The organism is Nissabacter sp. SGAir0207 (assembly GCF_005491205.1).
Lineage (GTDB): Bacteria > Pseudomonadota > Gammaproteobacteria > Enterobacterales > Enterobacteriaceae > Chimaeribacter.
On the sequence record NZ_CP028038.1, the window covers coordinates 60556 to 81840 of the forward strand.

Consider the following 21285-nt stretch of genomic DNA (forward strand, 5'->3'; position numbering starts at 1 on the left):
TTAGCTCCCCATAACGATCACGCCTGAAACAATCAGAAGCGTACCAATAATTTGCATACCGCTAAGTCGTTCACCCCATATCCAGCGCGCGCCCAGCGCAACAAAAATAAAGTTAAGGCTAAGCATTGGATAAGCAACGCTAACAGGCATTTGTTGTAAAACGACCAGCCATAACAGCATGCCTATGCCAAGAATGATGACGCTGACAATCATCCAGAAAAGATAACCTCGCCTGTGAAGCTGAAGGGCAGCCTGTTTCTGGCACAGCTGCCCCATCGATGTGATTATGCATACCAGAATGACCAAACCCGTCATGGCAGAGCACCATAGAATAAGTAGAGCATGCGTCCTTCGTGATAAGTTATTTCTGCCGGCGGCATATTCTTTGGCACTGACTCATCTTTGCCCAGCATTAACACTACGGAGATATTACCATTCTTACGATGCTGCAAAATCCAATCAACGATCTGCGCATCGCTGATAAAGCGTTTTTTGTCATCGGGATAGCTGAGACCGTACTTTAGTTCGCCTTCCTGATGATAAAAATAGATATCGCTTCGCTCCATTCTCCAGGCGATAGCCGACCCCACGCCAGTGCTGTTGGTGGCGATATAGCGACTTTCTCCCAGATTGCTTGCTATATGTTCAATAAACCTTCCAGGCCGTTTGGTGTTACTTATGCCGTCTGGTATCGCATAACCGAGCCCCAAGGCAAGAACCAGTGGACAGAAGGCTGCTCTAAGCCAGTTTCCGTTTAATGACAATAAACCTGCTAAAGCCCATCCCATAAATATCAGCGCTGCCATCAACACCTTACTTATCTCTTGAGGGGCATATATAGGCTTATGGGCTATTCCCCATGGTGCAATTATAAAAAGTACAGCCAGGGCAGCCATTGAGCCAAACCCAATATTAATCCAGGCATTGATTTTCAGCGTGCGACTTTTGGTCCGGGCAAGCTCAACACCGTACTGAGCCATCAGCATAGCCATTGGAGCAAAACAGGGAAGGATGTACGTGGGCAACTTTCCTTTAGCAATGCTGAAAAATACTAAGGGAATTATTGCCCAGCTCAATAAATAGGTATTTGCAGAAGATTGACAGCCTTTCCTAATGGCGCCAGGGAGTAATGCCAGCCATGGAAGCGATCCTGCCAGCAGTATAGGCAGGTAGTACCAGAAGGGAGCTTTATGCTGGGCATTATCTTCTGCGAAGCGTTGGATATGTTCAACCCAGAAAAAGTAATTCCAGAAATCAGGTTGCTCATGATGAATAGCGATAGCCCAAGGAGCACACGTTAGTCCGGCACTTATTACTGCAACAGGTCCGTATATCAGCAACTGCGTGAACCGTTTCTGCATAACCATCCAGGGGAAGATAACCAGAGCCGGAACGGCCAGCGCCAGAAATCCTTTGGTCATGAATCCGAGACCACAGAAAAAACCAAATAAAGCATATCGGCAGATGGCCTGGCGACGCCCCTGAGCTTCGGTTGCGAACCAATAGCTGCTCATTGCAGCTGTCATCCACAATGTCAGCATCGGATCCAGCACAGCGTAAGTTCCTATGCCGTATACAAGCAAAGAGGTCAAATAGATGATAACTGCAGCAATTGCAGCATTCCGGGTCATGCCGATGCGGGCAGAAAGCCAGTAGAGCATTAATGCACTGAGCATAGTGGAGAATACTGAGCCAAACCGCACCGCAAAGTTGCTGTGACCAAACAGCAACTGACCTATATTATTGATCCAATATCCGCCAACAGGCTTCTCAAAATACCTCAGGTCAAAAAAATGAGGCGAAATCCAGCTGCCATGCTCTATCATCTCTCTGCTGATCTCGGCATAACGTGTTTCATCTGGCTGCCACAAGCCACGAAATTCAAGCGGCAGTAGATAGTAAAGAGCTAACAAACCAATCAGTAAGCAGGAGTTTTTCATCGCACTCATCCCTGCGCCTCCTGACCTAACAGCTGCTGACATCCAAGCCAGCCTTCACGGCCTTCAATCTTTCCACGAACTATTTTACCTTTTGGCAGGGTATCCAGATTTTGAGGTAAAAGCTGGCTTAACGGTACAAACTGGATGCCATGCTGCTTAGCGCGCTGTAACAGTTGCCGAAACTGCTCCAGGCCTGAGATTCCCTCCACTTCAGCGTGAATCGTGTAAACAGGCACGCCCGGGTCATTGAGCATTCTTTCAAGAATGAAGCCGTTGTAGTCAGCAGCGCGAACCTTGCTGCCTACGACTTCATCCCATGTTGGAAGCGTAACGGGTATCTGCACAGTACCTGTCTGACCGTCTGGTAAAACGGGCAGGAAAGGCATCGTGCCGCGACAGTCACTGTTATAGTGAAAACCAAAGGATTGTTTGGCCTTAACGACACGGCCATCAGCACGCCAGCCTGCTACAGCTGAACAAGTTACAACTCTTTCAAGGATTTGGCTTAATGCATCAAATCCCTGCCATATTTGGTTATTAAGCTTGTCTGCCGACCACACGCCCGCCCAGGTTTGCCAGGCAAAGTGATCCCAGGCGTGCAGACCGACTTCGTGATGGTCAGCGGTAGCACTAATGATCTCCCCAAGGCCGCGACCAATCTCGCGCCCTTGCCAGGCTGTACCTGCCAGTAAAATATCCCAGCCGTAGAGTGATGTTGCGCGTGAGCGCAGCATTTTCCACAAGAAGCGCGGTTTCATCAGGCGCCACAAGTGGCGCCCCATGTTATCCGGACCTACGCTAAAAAAATAACTGGCATGAATATCATATTCTTTCATGAGCTCAACCAGTGCAGGTACACCCCTAGAGGTTCCTCGCCAGGTATCGACATCAACCCGAAGCCCTACGACTCTCATTGTTCGGCATCCTGAAATTCAACCGAACGCAGGAAGAAATCCAGCGTGTTGTCGATCGTGGTATCCATCTCAATGGCCGGCGCCCAGTCCAGCAGGCGACGTGCATTTTTGATTGACGGTTTACGATGCTCAACGTCCTGGTACCCCTTTCCGTAATAGCTGCTGCTCTCTACTTCGCGGAAGCCTGCAAACGGCGGGAATTGGTCGCGCAGCGGATGACGTTCAAAGCTTGCCAGCAGGCGTTCAGCCAGCTCTTTGATGCTCGCCTCGTTTTCCGGGTTGCCGATGTTGACGATCTGGCCGTCACAGTTGCTGTTTTTGTTCTCAATGATGCGGAACAACGCTTCGATACCATCGCGAATGTCAGTGAAGCAACGCTTCTGTGCACCACCGTCGATCAACTTGATCGGCGAACCTTCAACCAGATTGAGGATCAGTTGGGTGATTGCACGGGAGCTACCAATACGCGCAGCGTTCAGGTTATCGAGACGCGGGCCCATCCAGTTGAAGGGACGGAACAGCGTGAAGCGCAGACCTTCTTTTTCGCCGTACGCCCAGATCACGCGGTCCAGCAGTTGTTTGGAAACCGAATAGATCCAGCGCTGTTTGTTGATCGGCCCCACCACCAGATTGGAGTGATCTTCATCGAAGTGTGTATCAGTGCACATGCCGTACACTTCTGAAGTGGATGGGAAGATGATGCGCTTTTTGTATTTTACGCAATCGCGGATGATCTTGAGGTTCTCTTCAAAATCGAGTTCGAACACGCGAAGCGGGTTGCGGGTGTATTCAATTGGCGTAGCAATCGCCACCAGTGGCAACACCACGTCACATTTTTTGATGTGGTACTCGATCCACTCTGAGTGAATGCTGATATCACCTTCAACAAAGTGGAAGCGCGGCTGATCGAGGAAACGGCTGATGGCATCGGTGCCAATATCCAGGCCGTAAACTTCAAAGTTGTCATCCCGCAGCAAACGTTCGGTCAAGTGGTTACCGATAAATCCGTTTACACCCAGAATCAACACACGTGTGCGACGTTTAACGGCTGCAACCGGCTGAGAGTACAACAGTGCGCCCGGCACCATTCCCAGGCTCTGCGCCAGCTGGCTGCCGTTCATATAGACGCCATTTTCACTTTGTCCGGTCACCACTTCCAGCGCGCCTTCTCCGCAGGCAATCAGGAAAGGTTCAACGGAAATCACTGTGCCTGGCTTGGCTTTTGGCGCATCAGCATGTACGCGCCCTTTCCACACCACAAACTTCACGGTGCCGGCGAAGGCAAATGCGCCCGGCCATGGTTCGGTGACCGCACGGACCAGGTTGTTGATTGACTGTGCAGATTGCTCCCACAGAATGCGGCCGTCTTCTGGAGTACGGCGGCCGACCACGGTAGCCTGGCTGTGATCCTGAGGAACTGCCGCAATTTCACCACGTTTCATCGCTGGCAGTGCCTGCTCCAGCAGTTGTTTAGCACAGGCTGTCAGTTTGCGATGCAGAGTTAAGGCGTTGTCTTGTTCATCAATGGCGACACGTTGCTGTGCCACGATATCGCCCGCATCTGCGCGTTTCACCATGCGGTGCAGTGTCACACCGGTTTCGGTCTCACCATTCACCAGTGCCCAGTTCAACGGTGCGCGCCCACGGTATTTAGGCAGCAGTGAACCGTGCAGGTTGAAAGCACCCAGACGGGCGCTGCTCAGGATGCTGTCGTTGAGCAGGTTGCGATAATAGAAGGAGAAAATGTAATCCGGCGCCATGGTTTTAATGCGATCGACCCACAGCGGATGGTTGGCATCTTCAGGCGCATACACCGGGATACCCTGCTCAGCCGCCAGACGGGCGACTGAACCAAAGAAGTGATTTTCGTTAGCAGAATCAGCGTGAGTAAAGATCGCACTGATTTCAAAACCCGCATTTAACAGCGCAGTAATACCTGCACAGCCCATATCGTGATAGGCGAAGACGATAGTTTTCATTGCTCAATTTCCTGTACAGAGGAGGTATCTTTCTGCGAGTTAATAACACGTTGAATGAAGTAGCGCGGACGAGCGCGTACGTCGTTGTAAATTCGGCCGATGTATTCGCCGAGTAAGCCCATACCGATAAACTGCGCGCCGACAAAAATAAACAGCACCGCAAACAGCATGAACACCCCGTCTCCGGCCCAGTCGGCGCCGAGGAACAGACGCAACACAATCAGCACCAGTGAGAAGGCAAAACCGGCCAGCGCGATCAGGCTGCCGACGATACTCAGCAGGCGCAGTGGCGTGGTGGTCAGGCATGTCACCAGGTCGTACATCAGGTTAATCAGCTTCATAAAGCTGTACTTCGAGTCACCAAATTCACGCTCGGCATGGGCGACAGGCAGCTCGATAGTGCGGCGCGCGAAGGTGTTCGCAAGGATAGGAATAAAAGTACTGCGCTCGTGACAGTTGAGCATGGCATCGACAATGTGACGGCGATAAGCACGTAACATGCAGCCATAGTCACCCATCGCTTTACCGGTGACGCGTTGAATCAGCTGGTTAATGGTGCGGGAAGCGCGGCGACGGAACCAACTGTCCTGACGATTTTGACGCACAGTACCGACCACGTCATACCCCTGCTGAGCTGCTTGCACCAGATTGGGGATCTCTTCGGGTGGATTCTGCAAATCCGCATCCAGTGTGATAATCAGGTCGCCTGATACATGGCTAAAACCCGCCATGATTGCCGAGTGTTGTCCATAGTTGCGGTTCAGCAATACGCCGACCACATGGCTGCCCGGCATATCAGCGGCATCGGCGATCATCTCACCTGAGCGGTCGCTACTGCCGTCATCCACCAGCAAAATCTCATAATCGAGGTTCAGCACAGCACATGCCGCATCGGTGCGACGCACCAACTCTGGCAGGCTCTCCTCTTCGTTGTAAACCGGGATCACCACGGAGACTTTACGAATATCTTTTTCTTCGAGCATGTCAATCAAACTCCAGCGATATGACGTAATGCGCCGATCACGCGGCTGACGTCGTCATTGCTCATATCTGGGAAAAGCGGTATTGAGCAGATGCGATCGCTATTCCATTCCGTGTTGGGCAGGGAAAGTTGCGGATAACGTTCGCGGTAATATTTGTGGGTATGTGCCGCGCGGAAATGCAAACCGGTGCCGATGTCTTCTGCTTTCAGCGTTTCCATCAGCGCGTCACGACTTAAACCGCAGGAGGCTTCATCGACTCGGATGATAAACAGATGCCAGGCATGTTGATGAGACCATTCAGGCTGAGCGAGTGGTAAGAAGGGTGTATCCGCCAGCTCGGTCAGATAACGCTGTGCAATCTCAGCACGACGCGTATTAATGGCAGCCAGCTTGTTTAACTGCACCAGCGCAATCGCTGCGCTGATATCTGGCAAGTTGTATTTGAAACCCGGCATTACCACTTCAGCCTGCGGTTTGCGCCCGTAGGTATGGCGGTCATAGGCGTCCACACCCAAACCATGGAATTTCAGGCTGCGCATACGATCGGCAAGTTCAGCGTCGTCGGTGACGATCAAACCGCCCTCTGCACAGGTCATATTCTTGATGGCATGGAAGGAGAAAATGGCCGTACCTTGCTGGCCAACGTGCTGACCTTTGTAGTAACAACCTGCGGCATGCGCAGCATCTTCTATGACTGCAATGCCGTGGCGCTCGCCGATAGCGCGAATCGCATCAATATCTGCAGGAGCGCCGGCATAATGCACCGGAATAATGGCGCGGGTGCGAGGGGTAATCGCTGCTTCAATGTGCTCAGGGGTGACCATCAGCGTATCGCGATCAATATCAATCATCACCGGAGTAGCACCGAGCAAAGTGATCATATTTATGGTCGAGACCCAGGTCAGCGAAGGTGTGATCACTTCATCACCCGGCTGAATATTCAGTGCCATAAGTGCAACGTGCATACCCGCTGTGGCAGAGCTGACGGCAATCGCGTGCTGATTACCGGTGAGTTTACAGAACGCGGTTTCAAGTTCTGCATTTTGAGCCCCAGTCGTTATCCATCCTGAAGCAAATACTCGCTCAACGGCAACAAGCTCCTCTTCACCCAACGATGGGCGTGAAAAAGGCAAAAAAGTCATGAAAATCCTTACCTAAAATAAACTGTTAAAGTCTTTATCCGAAGCAATTCTGTTTCGATAAATTCGATGGTTTTAATTTAATGATCCTGACATTGTCGCCATAAAACATAAACGATTCCTAAACGTCTTTTCCTGACCAACAGGAATCCATGTAACTCTGCGACTAATTTTCATTTTGAAACAATTATTGTTTTTTGTTCTTAACAACACCTTCACACTGTAAAATCACTCAAAATGAATAAATTTTTTAATTTCAATGCGTCTTAAAAACTTCATAAAACTCATCTTCCTCACCTGGCCTGCTCCCACTCCAGATGAGGTCATGAAAACTCTTTTTCTCTGTAGTTGTCTTACCTTGTCTTAGTAGGTAGTGACAGCTTTCATTTAAAGAACCATTTTCGACCCTGCTTGTCTTTATGCCGGTGTAATAATGAAGCATTGCCCTTTGCGGCTCGCCAAGTCCCTGACTAATTACGCACTCGCCTTTAGGCACAATCATATTAATCTGACTAAAAACATCAGAATAACGTTTAGAATAATCAATTAAAGGAAGACCAAGAGTCATAATGATTGACCATATAATTGTCATTAAACACGAAAAATAGAACACAGTAGGTGTTTTTGATGAGTCGGTTTTCATTATTACAATCAACACAGCAAGGGGAGCCGCAAGTGAAATAATTACAAGAAGTGGGTTAATATCTGAATCGTATCCTGGTACAAAATAGTTAACAAACTCCCTTAAAGGCGAAAATGCGAATGGAAGGTTAACCAACAAGCCAATAAAGATAAGGAATAATATTAATGAAAAAGAAAGCCCCTTCAGGAAAGAGGAGAACGAAGGAATTACAGAAATTGGCACGGCTGCTGCCGCAATAACTGACAGTGGAAGTAATAATGGAAGCGCATACAGTTCACGCGCATCGCTTGAAAGGGAGAGTGTAAAAAAAGTTACCATAAAGAAGATCAGGCTTACACTGATACCATCCCGGAGAACTTTTCGGTTTTTGGTTAAAAAGTAAAGTAAGCACATCGGCAGCGCCGGGAAAGCATACCAGGATAGTGTATAAAGATAGAATAAATGCCCCTTTTTGGGACCCAGATTATTCGTACCCAGGAAGCGCCCCAGGTTGTTGTCCCAGAACCAGAGGTGCAGAAGTTCTGGGGAACGATGCCATAGCGCTAAAATCCAGGGGAAAGAAAGCAGCATTGTTACAGCCAAAGCGATCAGAATCGAATTTATAAAGCTTTTTTTTCTGTAACTGCCTAATATAAATAAACAAAGCGCAGCGCTGAGATACAACAGGCCGGGCCCCAGAAGCCCTTTTGACATCATGCCAAGTGCTGCCCCGATCCCCATCACAACTCCACCAGCTATGAAACGCCTGCGCGATAAAATGAGCCCGTATAAACCGAACGAGCATCCTGCTACTAAAGCAGTGTCGGTTATCATCTGGTGCATTCGGACAGCCACACCTAAGCAGGAAATAAAAATAAGTATTCCCCAACGGCCGTAACCCTTGCCCAGAGTATCTCTGACTGAAAGGGCAATCATTGAACTAGTTATAACTATAAAAAAACCCGACGTTAAGCGAGCCGCATCTGGAAGAGATAATAAAGGATGTAGCAGGCCCATAAATACGGCAGCAACAATGTAATAGATCGGAGGCTTTTCCATGAACGGTTCACCCGCAAGCATAGGTACAACCCAGTCGCCGGTTTCATAAATGTTCAATATTAACCCAAATGAATAAGCTTCATCTGGCTTCCATGGCTCATGACCTATAAGTCCGGGAATGGTCCAAAAAAACAAAAGTAGTGCCATGTAACTGAAATGTATATTTCCAAAAGAAAACGTCTTATTTTTTTGTTTTTCTTCTAAGTCAGAAGTAGATCTATTCTTAAACTGCATTTTAAGCGTTTTACAGGCCAAGCATGCAACATAATAACTGACTCTTAAACTATCGTTGTAAAATGCTCGAATTTTTCGATACTGCAACTTTCTTCTCCTGCTTACGAAGATAAACAAAAGCTCAATAGTATATCGAACTCCGTTATGAGTTTAGAAAGGAGTGTAGCTACTGGTATCAAGTGTTGCGATTGGATGGAAACGCGGTCTAGGGATACGATTTTATATTGACATGTTCTTGCCGACCAATAGTATCAAAAGACTTTTATAATCTTTTACAACATGAAGGTTTCAATGAAAGCACCTCAAAAAGTCAAACCCACTGTTATATTATTCGGATACCATGATATGGGTTATGCTGGACTATCCGCATTAATTAAAAGCGGCTATAATGTTGTTTCGGTTTTCACTCATAAGGATAGTAACAATGAAAATGTGTTTTTTAAATCTGTCACAGATCTCGCTGACAAACATAAAATCCCGGTCTTTCGGCCCGAGGATGTTAATGAACCCTCCTGGGTAATTAAAATAAATGATCTTTCTCCTGATTATATAATAACCCTTTCTTACAGGCATTATCTTTCGAATGAGATAGTTAAGGCTGCTAAATTCGGTGCGTATAACGTCCATGCATCTTTGCTTCCTGCACACAGAGGGCGCTCTCATCTTAACTGGTCAATAATTAAAGGTGATGAAGAAAGTGGAATTACTTTGCATGAAATAAATAATATTCCCGATGCTGGGCCGATTTATGCACAGACGAAAGTGTCCATTAGCAATGATGATACGGCGCATACTCTTCACAGGAAAATTACGGAACTTGCCAGTACACTCCTTCCGGTGTGGTTCACCGAACTCTATGAAGGGAATCTTACCGGACTTGATCAGGATGAGAGTCAGGCGAGCAGTTATGGTTTGCGAAGACCCGAGGATGGACATATCGACTGGCGTTCAAACGCAAACGACATACGCAATCTGGTACGTGCCCTGTCCTTCCCATGGCCAGGGGCATTCACTGACTCTGAGGGGAAAAAACTCATCATCTGGAAATGCAACGTACTACCCAGTGAACAGTCATTTATACCAGGAACTGTAATTTCCATTGCACCACTAAGGGTTGCATGTGGTAAGGACATACTTGAGATAGACGATTTCTCACTGACAAAATGTCCTGAACCCGGTTATTCAAGAAAAATCACCGGGTCAGACATAATCGTGGGCATGATATTACGTTGAGAAACATGAAACGCTTACCGTCAATTTTTTACAGTGAATCGCCACGGATAATCTAGACACTTCCGAGCCATTGATAATAACGGTTTTCGTATTCTGCCGGTGGCAACTTGATGTACAACTATATGGGCACATCACGGAGCAGGCGTTAAACCGCCTGCTGGGCATACTATTTCCATGATTCTAATTGAAGCCTGCTTCTTTCTCAGCGCTGAGTTATGTACATCAAGCGCTCACACCCGGTGCGCCCGCAGAAGCGATTCCGGGACAAAGTAAATATTACCGCGCGCTCGCGAACAGGCCACATAAAGCTTGTTACGAGATGAAGGGGGAAGTGCGTTCAGGGTACCTTCATTAAGACGACGCCAGTGGTCAATACCCAGCACGATACAGACGTCCTGGTAATGATCGAGACCCTTGCTCAGACCCCAGTTTATTGAATGACAGCCGTATCGGTGGTGCTCGCGATAAAAGAGCTTGATGACGCCTTGATCTGCGTGCAAAGCGGTTGCCCGTGCCGCATCGGTTACGGTTTCAATCAGGGTTTCCCGTCGGATCTGTGCTTCGATCGGAATATTCAGATGCGTGGTGATAAAATTACAGACCGTTTCCGAGCAACGCCACGTTTTGCTGAGCGTATAATGGTCGGGCAGCACCCCGGCAGCGCGGAAATGGCTCTCATATCTGCCAATATTATCGTGTAGGGTCGCGTTGGTGTTACCGTCCCGGCTGGTGTCGAAAGTATGCTGGTAAAAATCTCCCGCCATCAGAATGGAGACGTTAGCCGCGCATAGCTCCATCAAAAAGTTAAAATCGTGACCAGCAAAATCCTGTACTTCATCAATCAGCAACTGATCATAAAACCTAGCAAGCCTTGTGCGGATAGCAGGAAGCATTTCTTTCTGCATAAGCATCAGAGCAAGGCGGCGATGGTAAAGCCTGCCACCAGAATCCTGAAAATGTCGCGGGTTGCTCCGAGGAACTCTCTGGGGCGGGTCGGAGAAACTTAAGCCCCGCGTACTGAGCTGCTGTTGCAGAAAGGGCCGACAGCAGAAGCCGTGCAGGAATTCAAACCATGTCATCACCCGGATCCCTTCCGGTACATAGCCAAATTTTCTGACGATCTGCGTGAGTAGATGCCTTTCATTATTATTTGTGTGTGCCAGAATCAAAGCGCGGCTATCTATCTGAAGCTGCTCCTTTAGCAAGGTGGTTTTGCCTGAGCCGGCCACGGCAAATACTACGCGCTTATCCATTCGATCGCCTCACAAACATAGGCGGGTACAGAAAGCTCATCACCATGCTCCTGCAGTAACCTGAAAGCCGCTTCCGTTTTATTGGACAGCATATATTTCTGCACAGTGAGCCGGCGCTGGGGGCTCCCAAAGATTGCATCACACAGTAATGTATTGTCTTCGTACAGGCTGATTTCGAAAGTGTAACGACGGTTATCGGGGTCAGCAAACACCCTCGTATTCGCGCCGAGTACCTGTTCATAGCGTTCAACACAATTCTGCTGGTAATCACCGTCATTGTCACGAAGCGCTGCGACACGGTTTCCAAGGAATTGGGCCAGTTCAAGATAGCGCCTGAAACTCGTACCGCCAATGGCAATGACATGTACGTTGTCGTCTTCCGGCAATCTCCCAGTCAGAGACTGATAAAAAGCTTCTATCAGGATAAATTCAGCATCACCCTCAACCAACAATACCCGCCCCGCCAGCGCAAACTCCAGCACATTATTATCCGGCGCCTTGATAAAAAACTGAGCCGTCTCTTCTGACAAATCCCGCAGCCACACCGGGCGGGTTTTTCCGAGCAGAATGGCGGTACGTAAATCCAGACGTGACGAAATGTGGCTGCTGTGCGTGGCCACGAACAGTTGAGTTTGCCTTTCTGCCGCGAGTTGACTGACCAGCTTTTTCATACTCGTATGGCTGAGATGATTTTCAGGCTCCTCAAGCAGCAACGCATGCAACTCGCCCTGCTGCTCTCGCCTGCGCAATGCAAATTCGGTTTTGATAAAACATTGCCTTCCCTTCCCGCGATTTCGTATCGATATGCCGTCCTCGGTGATATCCAGATTGGCTTCCAACCCCGTACGTATGCCGGACCTGACGCTGAACTGATAGTCGTCCAGCCCTTCATTTACCCGGGAAAGATTCTGGTCTCGAAACTGATTTTTCTGCTGGCGCCACTGATTCTCCAGCCGGTACCGCTCCTCTACTGGAACGTTAACGCCATATACCGCGCGGGTGTATTCCTGAGCCGCGTGATCGCTATCTATACGGGCGCTGTCGAGCATGAGGTAGCGCATAAATCGCCTGAACCCAGTGAAGTGGTTACCTGAAAAAGTTGTGAACTTGACGGAATAGTATTCGTAGGGGAAGTTTGAGGGATCCTGCTCCAGCACGTGCCGAATATCCTGGCCATATTCAACAAGCATCGGGGCAATGTGCATACGAAGCCCGTCAGCATCTCTTTCAGTAAGGTTCTGTCTGCCACGCAGCTCAGGGTCATTGCCGTCAGTGAGAAAAACGTCAGCTATGAGCTCAGGTAGCAGCTCGGCGCTTCGGATACCGTTCTGAAATGCCGTTACGGCACTCTGTGATAGCAGTGACTCTATTCCCAGGCTTTCTACACGGTGACGGCTATCACTTAACACCAGATCCAAAGCCAGCAAAATAGTGCTCTTTCCGGACTCATTATCACCAATCAGCACGTTTTTCCCTGGCTGAAAATCCAACGTTAATGAAGAAAACTTTCTAAAGTTTTTGAGCATTAGTCGCGTGATACTAGGCATATCGTCTTCCTTTAATCACCTTAAAGTAGAGATGCTGGGCGAAAGGTGTCGTCTTGTTCCCGTTGCATGCATGACGAACCCCGGTGGCGCGTTGAGCAGAGCTGAAACCTGCATCTTGGTTGAAAATTCAGATAAAGATAGAGCCACAGGATTCCCTCCAGTTAGATGACTAACAGCGCCATGCAACTTTAGCCGCAAGAGTTGTTTGGATTTCTGCAACACTATGGGTCAGTAAAGTGCACAAAAATGTTAAACATCACCTTTTGCCTGGTTGGGGATCCAAAGAGATCCTAAAAATGATCGTTAAGAACGTTTATTCATTATCGCCCTAGAAGGATCGGAATGTTCGCTTAAATACCCGGTACAGTGGATGGGTGAAAAGATTCAGCCCGGTATAGTGGAGCAGCTTGATGTGAATGCCCGGTACAGTGGATCACAATGGACACAGGTTTACCCGTTACAATGGATCATTACTCAGGGCCAGGCTGGTTACTCAAAGCATTTCATGACGTTGTCACTTATTCAGGAATTACAAATCAGCATCAGTTATCTGCTCCACTGTGGCGGGTAGCTGCAAAATTTTATTGCCTGCTGATGAAGTTAGTCAGGTTAAGCTACCCGGTATAGTGGACATAAACGTTTTCCTGCAACACCCGGTACAGTGGATCAGGGTCATCTGAGGTTACCCGGCACAGTGTATTCAGAGTCACATAACATTACCCGCTACAGTGGATGACGTTAATGGCAGACTACCCGGCACAGTGGATTTTGTCGTGATGTTAGTTTAACTGAACGATAAAAAACTCAGAAAATAATGGGTGAAAAATGATAGTAAGTGCAAACTTACAAATTATTAGAGAACAATGATATCGCCGGGATTACTGCATTTGGACTTCTAAGTATGCACATAACAAAGGCACTTAGTTCAGTCAGATCTCAACGCGAAATGCACCTAATCCACTATAACGGGGAGTTGAACCCTTCTGACTGCGGCAATGGGCCTAGAAGTTGGAGGCAAAATGAGCGGATGGAGAAAAGAGATGGATATCCATTATACCGGGGGTGTCCTGAGCATCCACTGCATAGGGTAGCTAACCCGGTATAGTGGATATCCACTGCACCGGGCAGGTCACAACTTTGGATTACGTTTGAGGATGTTAAGGACGTAATCGCTACCTTCTTTTTCAATGGAATATTCGAGGAAGCCAATGTCATTGAGCTGTTGTAACGCTTTCTTAATCGTGGCGTTCTGATTCCCCAAGTGCGATGTCAGTTGCAGACGCTCACGCAAACGATCAAAACCAATTCGGTAGAAGTTAGGGGGTAGTTCAGCAAGGTATAGATACAATGCCTGTGCAGATTCCTTTCGTGACAGCACCTGTAATGCTTTCAAATAGAGACGTGTTTTGCCATCTACCCGGTACAGTGTATTGAGCTTCTGATTGGGCTTTATGAAAATTTTACCCGTGCTGCTATCGTAGTAGGTCGACTCAACAAGGTGCATGTTGATTGTGATACGATCGTCTGTGCCGGGTACAGCCTTCACAAAGCTGATGTTGGTACGCGCGATACGCGTCAGAGAGGCGTCGAATCGTTCTTTAAGCTGCCTATCGATGCGTTTAGTATCAAAGCCGCAGTATTTGGCAAAGTCCGCGAAATTGAGCTCCAGATGATGATCCTTATCCATCTTCTTGGTGGAAAGGGCATAAACAATACCGACCCAGACTTTGAAATCTGTGTCCATATCGAGTCTGGGGCCATAAATTTGAATCTGGTTATATCCCTCACCCTCTACAATGGATAATCTGGACAGGGAGTCAGTCGCATCAACGCTGTGGTTCTTGCGTCCCCCCTTCCCGGTGGATTTGAGAGTGGGCACAAAGACGCCGAGCCGGAGTAAAACTTTTGGCTGGATCGTCTGACGAAGATTTGGGATCAGATGTATAACTTCACCTGAATCTTTCATTTCTTCGTTGATTACTAACCCTAAATTACTGTTATCCATAGATATTCATCATTTTTGACCAGTGGGGATAAGATCTTTATAGTACCCGTCATAGTGGATCAATACTACCCGCTACAGTGTACTATTTCCCCGGTACAGTGGATCATTTACCCGGTATAGTGTATCGGCTACCCTTTACAGTGTATTCAGATCCTCTGAGAGCCGCGAAATCAGTGGGTTAGCAAGGATCCTATTCTTTATTGATCTCAAATTGATCCTATTATGATCTTATTATTTGATCTATCCGGTGGATAAGTTCAGCAGGAAGAGGGGTTCCCCTGGCAAAGCAGCTTGGCTGGCCAATGCAACATACGATAATCAAACATGTAATTAGCAGAACGCTGCTCTACGCTGTTAGAACTCAAGTAAGACACGCAAGCCATTACTAGCATAAGAGCGTTTTGGATCCACCCCACTTATCTATTTCAAAGGCCACAACACTTACATGTGGGTTATGATCGTGAGACTTTCTGCTTGTCCACGTTTCTGGTTATACGAGATAAAGCTTGAGAAACGATCCGTGCCGGATCTTCTTTAGATTGTTTTCGGTTAGCATACGGGAAGAGACGATCAATACCATCAAACGACGTAGCTCAAAAGTTTAAGGACTTATGCTTGCTGAATGACTCAGAATTCACACAGCGACGTTTGTCTAAGAATGCAACAGAATTGGGGCAGAAAGGGCCTTGCGTCACGTTAACTGATAGCCACATTTGGCATGTATGCCCCACATACACTCTTTCGCCTGACTTAACCTTGCTGAGTGATGTACAAGCTATCAGCGGCCATTATTTGATTATTGCGGGGATTCCCAAAATACTTCACAACGCATTGCCCAAGGTTTTCGTTAGGAGCTCTGACCGGCACAAGGGAGCATCGCTTTTTTCTGCTGTCCGTAGCATCCCCTTGTATTCTTTCACGTGATAATTGCATGATTAAGCAGACTGTCACTCCGCTCACTGGCTGGCAACACAAAACGTATCTGATCACCTCTCTGCTTAGCTCACGCTTATCAAGTTCTGCGAAAATGCACCGCTCAGCCTGGATCCGTTCTGCTGCTATCTGAGCTTTATTTCGAAACTTAATTGTGCACCCAAACACGTCATCGTGATGCATTGAGATGATCTCATTTAACTAAGGGTTGATGACATTCATTCCCTGTAAATGTCAGCCGGCAGGTATCACGGAGATCTATGAATTTCACCTGAATGATACGTCCGATTTCAGGGGGAACAGCGGTCACCTCACAAACAGCGAACCGGTTACGGGAATGCAAGATTTCTTATAGATAATTTAGGTAAATCAGTCTGTTGTTCTCATTTCTTTCTGAACCTAAGATGTAACTGCCGGATTGCCGGTAAGTGGAATGCGGGCAAGCACGCAGACCTATCCATCGTCCATATCCCACCAATGGTGCAATTATGGTTAAAGAATCGATTCAGAAAGACAGGGGAATTAAATGGTCAACAAGAAGAAAGAAAATGGAGACTCCATTGATGATCAGCTGAATAAGCTTGAAGCAAACAACCGCATTCCGTTTGACCTGCGCGCGGCTAAAACTCCGCAGCGCCGCTGGCAGAAGAAGGCTTACCCATCAGGTGTGAACTATGCCTGCCCGGAAGATCCTAAAGAGATGGGCCGCTACAACGACCCTACCAGCCGTACGGGAGTCTGCTACACGGCAGACTTTGCAGCCGCTGCAATTGCGGAATCGCTTGGTCGCATCTACCAGCGTAACCCGGATGAGTTTATCCTGGGGATGGGTGATATTGAGAAAGCCCGTATTCACTCGCTTGAAACGACACGGGAAACCAAAGTCGTCAATATAGTCAGGCTACAGGCACTGCTCCATTTCACGGCCGATCAGGTTATGGGTGGAGACTACAGTATCACTCAGGGTATAACGAACTGGGCAGCGAACACTCCCGGGCTCGATTATGATGGTATCGCTTATCCTTCCAGGCACTTTGGTGCGGGGATGTGCACGGCTTACTGGATACGTGAGGGAGAGTCTGATCCCTTAGCCGATGTGGCGAATAGCCCAGCGGACAAATATCTGGACACGGCAAAAGAAAACTTTCCTCAGAACTGGGAGGAAGAAGACATTACCGGGTTTGAAATCGTGACGGAAACGTTGAATTACAGCGTGAGTAGTTAAGCAGGATACGTTGCAAAGGCCCCTGAACGGGGCCTTTTTTATTAGTGATTAGTGTGCAGTCTGGCTGCCAAAAAGTTTTGCCTGGCGCCTTATCTCGGTCATATGCTCTTCTGATGTCCCGTACTTCCTCAGGGCATCAGTGACGCTGAGCTGGGGCTCATTGTCAAAAAAGAAAATTGCCGTCAGGAATGACGTCTTGGTAACCGGGCTGATGTCTCCGAGCAGTTCCAGAATCTCATCAAATCCAGCTATAAGCTTGTTTCCGTCGAACTGAAACAGTGGAAACTTAAACTCCCCGCCTGCTTTAACGGCAAGCAGTTTGTTAGCCTTTAACCTGTTATTAATGGTCTGCCTGCTGACACCAAGAATTTCGGCCGCCTTACTGGCCCGGCAGGTGCCACCCAGATCGTTCAGCCGCTCTGCAAACCGGACAGCGCTGTCATTCAGATGACTGATACGGCGCTTATCTCGCGCAGACATCTCTGAAACGCGATCCAGCTGGGTTTCAAACATCAGTTTGACCAGCTCGCTGTCGGTCATTTTCAGCGCACGCGTCAGACTCTTCTTTTGGGTCAGTGCGGCAACCAGCTCGGCCGATAGCATATTCATACGCTCGATAATTGCAGCCTGATCATCTGAAAGTGGTTTGCGCGGCTCAGTGATAGTCATTGTGTTCATAAGCACCTCTCTTTGACACTTAATTTATTACACCATAGGTAAAGTGTCAAATTAGAGTATGAAATTACTCGTCTTTTCACTTGCATAACTTACTGCCACATTTATATGTGAATGACTTGCATCAAAGTAGCGAATCATTTCTCACGCAGCTGTGTCAGATATACGCTCACCAATCGCAATGACATCACCCTGAGTATACTTTTCAGGCAACTCGATGAAGGATATACCAGCGCTCTGACATGCTTCACGTTTCACTGCGTCACGAACCCTGGCATCCCTCTGAAAATGCCCGCTTCCATGGTATTCAACAACTACAACAGGATGACCAAAGCGATCAATGATGACAAAGTCAGCACGCTTGCTGTTAATTGCCAGGTATGCCGCCTTATTGTCTGACCCCAGTATTTCTCCGAGAGACACCTGAGCAAAAACACGAAACGCGGGAAAGGTCATTGAAAGAAGAGCTTCAAGCTGGCAATAAACGGCATACTCACTTTTATTCATCAAAGTTCGCTTGCGAAACTCGCTGCTTCTAACCGTAGCCAGCTGCCGCTTTGCCGTATTATCTTCCTTAACTGCAACAGTGTCTGGACGGTATCCGTTTCCTCCAGGTTGTGACCTGCTTTTCTCAAATCTGTATCCCGTGCGCTTTCGTTGGTTCTTTCCACCAGAAAAGAGATATCCCACAACGCACGCGACCACTACTAGCCAGAAAAAAACATCTATTGATCTGCATCCTTCAGAATAAAAAACGCAGATTAACATGTTGTAAACTCTCGTCAGGCTAAATCAGAATTAGCCCACACACACTTTATGTGCAGGTATCTGCCCTCCCCCGCCCTGCCCTCTGACATTACAGAAAAGTGGCGCAAATAATAGAGGTTAAGTTATTGCTGGTGGATGAAGGATTTTCAGACTCACATCAAAGCCCTTACCCTTTCGCCAGAATCACTTCCATTTGTTTATTCTTCTCATTTCGCATGCGAAATCCCCTGCTGTGGTTTCTCGTCAAAGAAGTGTTGATTATTGCGATTGCGCCTCAGCTTGTTGAGATTTCGCATGCGAAATCTCAATATATAGAGAATCAAAGTTGATTCTCTATGGCAGGCCAGGCATACTGCTCGAAACGAACGACAGTACAGTCAAAATAAGGCTGAAGATGTCATCATCAATTTCGCATGCGAAATATCAGAGGCTTTCAGATGGTTGATAAACACGCAGGAAAGGTCATCATCATTGGCAATCAAAAAGGCGGCGTGGTCAAGACGCAGTCAACTAATGAGATATCCTACAACATGCAGCAAATGGGCAAAAAAACGCTCATGATTGATTTTGACAGTACGTCCGGATTAACAGAGCGTACCTTCCCGGGGGAATTACCTCTGACGATTGACCGCGATCCCATGGGAAACAGCTTCTCGCCGGGGAGTGCACATGCATTTCAGCTTTTCTTTACGGATACCGAAATCAAGCCAGAAGTCCTGCCGGACGGACGTCATATCTTTGGCTCAACGAATGAAATCGGTGAAATAAACTATCGCCCGCAGGACTGCGTTTTTGACTTCAAAGAGCGTATTGATGCGCTTCGCGAACAATATGATTTCATCTTTATTGACTCAGCCCCGGATTACAACAACCTGCTGATTGCCTCTCATGTGGTTGGCGATTACCTGTTGATCCCGACACTCCTTGAAAAAGGGTCGCGAATTGGCGTTGGAAAACAACTGAACTACATGCAGCGCATAAAGAAGAACTATAATCCCGGACTGCAATTCCTCGGAACCTACATCACGCAGGCTGGCGTTCAGAGTTACAGCCAGCCACTTCTGGATGGTTACCTCTCACCTGTTGAAACAGAAAACCTGAGGCGGCTTTACGAGATCCTCCAGGAGCGTAACTATTCCGAGGATAAGGTACTGACCCTTATTTCCTGGGTCAAAAATCTGGCCAAGGAAGCAATAGAGCTTGCCATGACTATCCGCGAATACTCTCCAGCAAGTAAACCTGCAGTTCAGTATCAGGAACTGACATCAAAAATTCTTCGTTTGATTGAGGAGGATACGCATGGCAAGTAAATTTCAGCGTCGTCTTGATGAGCAGAAAAAGTCTGCATCCGCGCCGGCTTCCATGCCTGAAGTTGCCACAGTGGTAGCAAGGCGCGAAGCTCCTGCCCCCGCCGGAAATGAGGAAGCCTTCCGGCTTCGCAATGAGCTGGCTCGCCCATCCATGGAGCCATCGGGTCAGATCGTAAGGGTAAAAGCGGAAGAGATATATGAGGTAGAACAGGTACGCCCTGAAGAAGACTTCGATGAAGAGGTGCTGGTAGGCATGGTGGACTCACTGTCTGAGCTGGGCAACCTTACGCCGCCTCGTTGCTTCCCTAAGGATCGTCAGGGTTATCGCGTCTGGTTTGGAGCCACCCGCGTCAGATCGATGAAGCGTCGTGGTGACGAGTACATTGATATCTATGTTGGCACGCCGCCGCGCGATGACCGTCAGCGCATTATGGGGCAGCTGATTGAGAACCTGCAGCAGTCAGGACTGAAACCACTCGCCACAGCCTTAGCGTTTGAAAAACTCAAAAATGAGCATGGTATGAGTGGCGAGGATATTGCCAGAGCGCTTGGTAAACCCACGGCCTTCGTCAGCAAGCATATGCGCATTGGCTCTGCGCCTGAAAAAATTCGCTTTCTTGTTCGGAGTAAAAAATTGTCTGACGTTGAGCTGATTTATAATCTGATACAGCTCAATGAAGCCAGCACTCAGTCTGCTGATGAAATTATTTCAAAAATCCAGAACGGTAAGACTGTCACCCGTGCACAGGTAAAAAAGGAACTCTCCCTTTTAAAGGGCACCGGTAAGAACAAGGGGTCTTTAACCGAATCCCTGCAGGAGAAGATTTCGCATGCGAAATCTCATGGCAGTGAGTCAGCCGCTTCAGGTTCTGATTTAAGCAACAGAGAATCCTTTGTTTCTCAGCCTGACGGCCTTAAAGGTGTGCTGAAGGCAGTAATTTCTTATCGGGGTCAGGACGGTATTCTTCTGCTGGACATCATGCCTGATAAATACGGTATGGTCTGGATTGAGAGTTTTGAAGGCAAGAAGTGCGTCCCAGCCAGTGAGATTACATTGCTGGGATTACGCTGAAAACCTCTGAGCATTGAATGTCAGTGAGTTTTTACCAGTTTTAAAGTGGATGCAATTAATGACCTTTACTGAACTGGATGTCCACATCGCCGAAACAGGCAGGCGTTCGCTGGCTACACGTTTAGTCTTTGCGTTGGCGGATTGTCTTGATGCCAGAATACAGGGTATTGATCTCGACGATTTTGAACAGCTCAGCGGATATACGCGTACCAATATCCGAGCTGCAGCGTCTTCACTTAAAGACGCTGGCGTCATTGATATTATTTACTATCGAGAATCAGACGATGGTAGTGGCCGCAGTGTCCTGGCTGAGAGCGTTGGCAACCGATGGGTAAAACAGCACTACAGGCTTAGCCGAAGCATTGTTGAGTTATTCAAGCGAAGCTGAAATTTC

At 47.9% G+C, this 21285-nt stretch carries 17 protein-coding genes; 5 read left to right on the forward strand and 12 right to left on the reverse strand.

Annotated elements, in window-relative coordinates:
• The 7 genes from arnE to C1N62_RS21225 form a co-directional block, all read right to left on the reverse strand.
• Nucleotides 1-315 carry a 4-amino-4-deoxy-L-arabinose-phosphoundecaprenol flippase subunit ArnE gene (arnE, locus tag C1N62_RS21195; RefSeq protein WP_137765729.1) on the reverse strand — a complete coding sequence of 105 codons (315 nt, stop codon included), beginning with the start codon at nt 313-315 and terminating at the stop codon, nt 1-3.
• Nucleotides 312-1949: a lipid IV(A) 4-amino-4-deoxy-L-arabinosyltransferase gene (gene arnT, locus C1N62_RS21200; RefSeq protein WP_137765730.1), complete on the reverse strand. Its 1638-nt coding sequence runs from the start codon at nt 1947-1949 to the stop codon at nt 312-314. Before arnT ends, arnE begins: the two co-directional genes overlap by 4 nt.
• Nucleotides 1946-2854, reverse strand: coding sequence for a 4-deoxy-4-formamido-L-arabinose-phosphoundecaprenol deformylase (arnD, locus tag C1N62_RS21205; protein ID WP_137765731.1), 909 nt, complete (start codon nt 2852-2854; stop codon nt 1946-1948). The genes arnT and arnD overlap by 4 nt, the downstream gene beginning before the upstream one ends.
• Nucleotides 2851-4833 carry a bifunctional UDP-4-amino-4-deoxy-L-arabinose formyltransferase/UDP-glucuronic acid oxidase ArnA gene (gene arnA / locus C1N62_RS21210; RefSeq protein ID WP_137765732.1) on the reverse strand — a complete coding sequence of 661 codons (1983 nt, stop codon included), beginning with the start codon at nt 4831-4833 and terminating at the stop codon, nt 2851-2853. Before arnA ends, arnD begins: the two co-directional genes overlap by 4 nt.
• A complete protein-coding gene (gene arnC / locus C1N62_RS21215) occupies nt 4830-5816 on the reverse strand; it encodes an undecaprenyl-phosphate 4-deoxy-4-formamido-L-arabinose transferase (protein WP_137765733.1) in 987 nt (328 codons plus the stop codon). Before arnC ends, arnA begins: the two co-directional genes overlap by 4 nt.
• 5 nt (nt 5817-5821) lie before the next feature.
• Nucleotides 5822-6958, reverse strand: coding sequence for a UDP-4-amino-4-deoxy-L-arabinose aminotransferase (arnB, locus tag C1N62_RS21220; RefSeq protein WP_137765734.1), 1137 nt, complete (start codon nt 6956-6958; stop codon nt 5822-5824).
• A gap of 253 nt (nt 6959-7211) precedes the next feature.
• Nucleotides 7212-8957, reverse strand: coding sequence for a glycosyltransferase family 39 protein (locus C1N62_RS21225; protein ID WP_137765735.1), 1746 nt, complete (start codon nt 8955-8957; stop codon nt 7212-7214).
• 204 nt (nt 8958-9161) lie between these two features.
• Between C1N62_RS21225 and C1N62_RS21230 the strand changes: the two genes are divergently transcribed.
• The gene (locus C1N62_RS21230; protein WP_168195926.1) at nt 9162-10103 is read left to right on the forward strand and encodes a formyltransferase family protein; all 942 of its coding nucleotides are present in this window, start codon (nt 9162-9164) and stop codon (nt 10101-10103) included.
• Between the two features lie 230 nt (nt 10104-10333).
• On the opposite strand, the gene C1N62_RS21235 is transcribed toward C1N62_RS21230, so the two are convergent.
• The 3 genes from C1N62_RS21235 to C1N62_RS21245 all read right to left on the reverse strand — a co-directional run bounded on the left by C1N62_RS21235 (nt 10334) and on the right by C1N62_RS21245 (nt 14908).
• Nucleotides 10334-11356 (reverse strand): DNA helicase UvrD, encoded by a 1023-nt coding sequence (locus C1N62_RS21235; protein ID WP_137765737.1) that lies wholly within the window; start codon nt 11354-11356, stop codon nt 10334-10336.
• A complete protein-coding gene (locus C1N62_RS21240) occupies nt 11341-12903 on the reverse strand; it encodes an ATP-dependent endonuclease (RefSeq protein WP_137765738.1) in 1563 nt (520 codons plus the stop codon). The genes C1N62_RS21235 and C1N62_RS21240 overlap by 16 nt, the downstream gene beginning before the upstream one ends.
• Nucleotides 12904-14032: 1129 nt before the next feature.
• On the reverse strand, nt 14033-14908 hold the full coding sequence (locus C1N62_RS21245) for a RepB family plasmid replication initiator protein (RefSeq protein WP_240775844.1): 876 nt from the start codon (nt 14906-14908) through the stop codon (nt 14033-14035).
• A 1459-nt stretch (nt 14909-16367) separates the two neighbouring features.
• On the opposite strand from C1N62_RS21245, the gene C1N62_RS21250 reads away from it, so the two are divergent.
• Nucleotides 16368-17066 (forward strand): RES domain-containing protein, encoded by a 699-nt coding sequence (locus tag C1N62_RS21250; RefSeq protein WP_137765740.1) that lies wholly within the window; start codon nt 16368-16370, stop codon nt 17064-17066.
• A gap of 48 nt (nt 17067-17114) precedes the next feature.
• Here C1N62_RS21250 and C1N62_RS21255 read toward each other — a convergent pair whose 3' ends face one another.
• Complete coding sequence (locus C1N62_RS21255) at nt 17115-17744, reverse strand: helix-turn-helix domain-containing protein (RefSeq protein ID WP_137765741.1); 630 nt, start codon at nt 17742-17744, stop codon at nt 17115-17117.
• Nucleotides 17745-17885: 141 nt separating this feature from the next.
• On the reverse strand, nt 17886-18248 hold the full coding sequence (locus C1N62_RS23240; RefSeq protein ID WP_168195927.1) for a DUF2726 domain-containing protein: 363 nt from the start codon (nt 18246-18248) through the stop codon (nt 17886-17888).
• A gap of 698 nt (nt 18249-18946) precedes the next feature.
• Here C1N62_RS23240 and C1N62_RS21265 point away from each other — a divergent pair.
• From C1N62_RS21265 to C1N62_RS21275, 3 genes are read left to right on the forward strand one after another with little or no spacing between them, the layout of a single operon-like run.
• The gene (locus C1N62_RS21265; protein ID WP_240775845.1) at nt 18947-19819 is read left to right on the forward strand and encodes a ParA family protein; all 873 of its coding nucleotides are present in this window, start codon (nt 18947-18949) and stop codon (nt 19817-19819) included.
• Entirely contained in the window at nt 19809-20891 is a 1083-nt protein-coding gene (locus tag C1N62_RS21270) for a ParB/RepB/Spo0J family partition protein (RefSeq protein WP_137765744.1), read from the forward strand. The genes C1N62_RS21265 and C1N62_RS21270 overlap by 11 nt, the downstream gene beginning before the upstream one ends.
• 58 nt (nt 20892-20949) lie before the next feature.
• Nucleotides 20950-21279, forward strand: coding sequence for a hypothetical protein (locus tag C1N62_RS21275; protein ID WP_137765745.1), 330 nt, complete (start codon nt 20950-20952; stop codon nt 21277-21279).
• Nucleotides 21280-21285 lie beyond the last annotated feature (6 nt).

Bases quoted from the DNA above. Each gene is read 5' to 3' on its own strand.
- arnA (WP_137765732.1), bottom strand. From the start codon at position 4,833: ATGAAAACTATCGTCTTCGCCTATCACGATATGGGCTGTGCAGGTATT.
- C1N62_RS21250 (WP_137765740.1), top strand. From the start codon at position 16,368: ATGGTCAACAAGAAGAAAGAAAATGGAGACTCCATTGATGATCAGCTG.
- C1N62_RS21230 (WP_168195926.1), top strand. From the start codon at position 9,162: ATGAAAGCACCTCAAAAAGTCAAACCCACTGTTATATTATTCGGATAC.
- C1N62_RS21275 (WP_137765745.1), top strand. From the start codon at position 20,950: ATGACCTTTACTGAACTGGATGTCCACATCGCCGAAACAGGCAGGCGT.
- arnE (WP_137765729.1), bottom strand. From the start codon at position 315: ATGACGGGTTTGGTCATTCTGGTATGCATAATCACATCGATGGGGCAG.
- arnB (WP_137765734.1), bottom strand. From the start codon at position 6,958: ATGACTTTTTTGCCTTTTTCACGCCCATCGTTGGGTGAAGAGGAGCTT.
- C1N62_RS21235 (WP_137765737.1), bottom strand. From the start codon at position 11,356: ATGGATAAGCGCGTAGTATTTGCCGTGGCCGGCTCAGGCAAAACCACC.
- C1N62_RS23240 (WP_168195927.1), bottom strand. From the start codon at position 18,248: ATGAATAAAAGTGAGTATGCCGTTTATTGCCAGCTTGAAGCTCTTCTT.
- C1N62_RS21255 (WP_137765741.1), bottom strand. From the start codon at position 17,744: ATGAACACAATGACTATCACTGAGCCGCGCAAACCACTTTCAGATGAT.
- C1N62_RS21265 (WP_240775845.1), top strand. From the start codon at position 18,947: ATGGTTGATAAACACGCAGGAAAGGTCATCATCATTGGCAATCAAAAA.
- arnD (WP_137765731.1), bottom strand. From the start codon at position 2,854: ATGAGAGTCGTAGGGCTTCGGGTTGATGTCGATACCTGGCGAGGAACC.
- arnT (WP_137765730.1), bottom strand. From the start codon at position 1,949: ATGAGTGCGATGAAAAACTCCTGCTTACTGATTGGTTTGTTAGCTCTT.
- C1N62_RS21270 (WP_137765744.1), top strand. From the start codon at position 19,809: ATGGCAAGTAAATTTCAGCGTCGTCTTGATGAGCAGAAAAAGTCTGCA.
- C1N62_RS21240 (WP_137765738.1), bottom strand. From the start codon at position 12,903: ATGCCTAGTATCACGCGACTAATGCTCAAAAACTTTAGAAAGTTTTCT.
- arnC (WP_137765733.1), bottom strand. From the start codon at position 5,816: ATGCTCGAAGAAAAAGATATTCGTAAAGTCTCCGTGGTGATCCCGGTT.
- C1N62_RS21245 (WP_240775844.1), bottom strand. From the start codon at position 14,908: ATGGATAACAGTAATTTAGGGTTAGTAATCAACGAAGAAATGAAAGAT.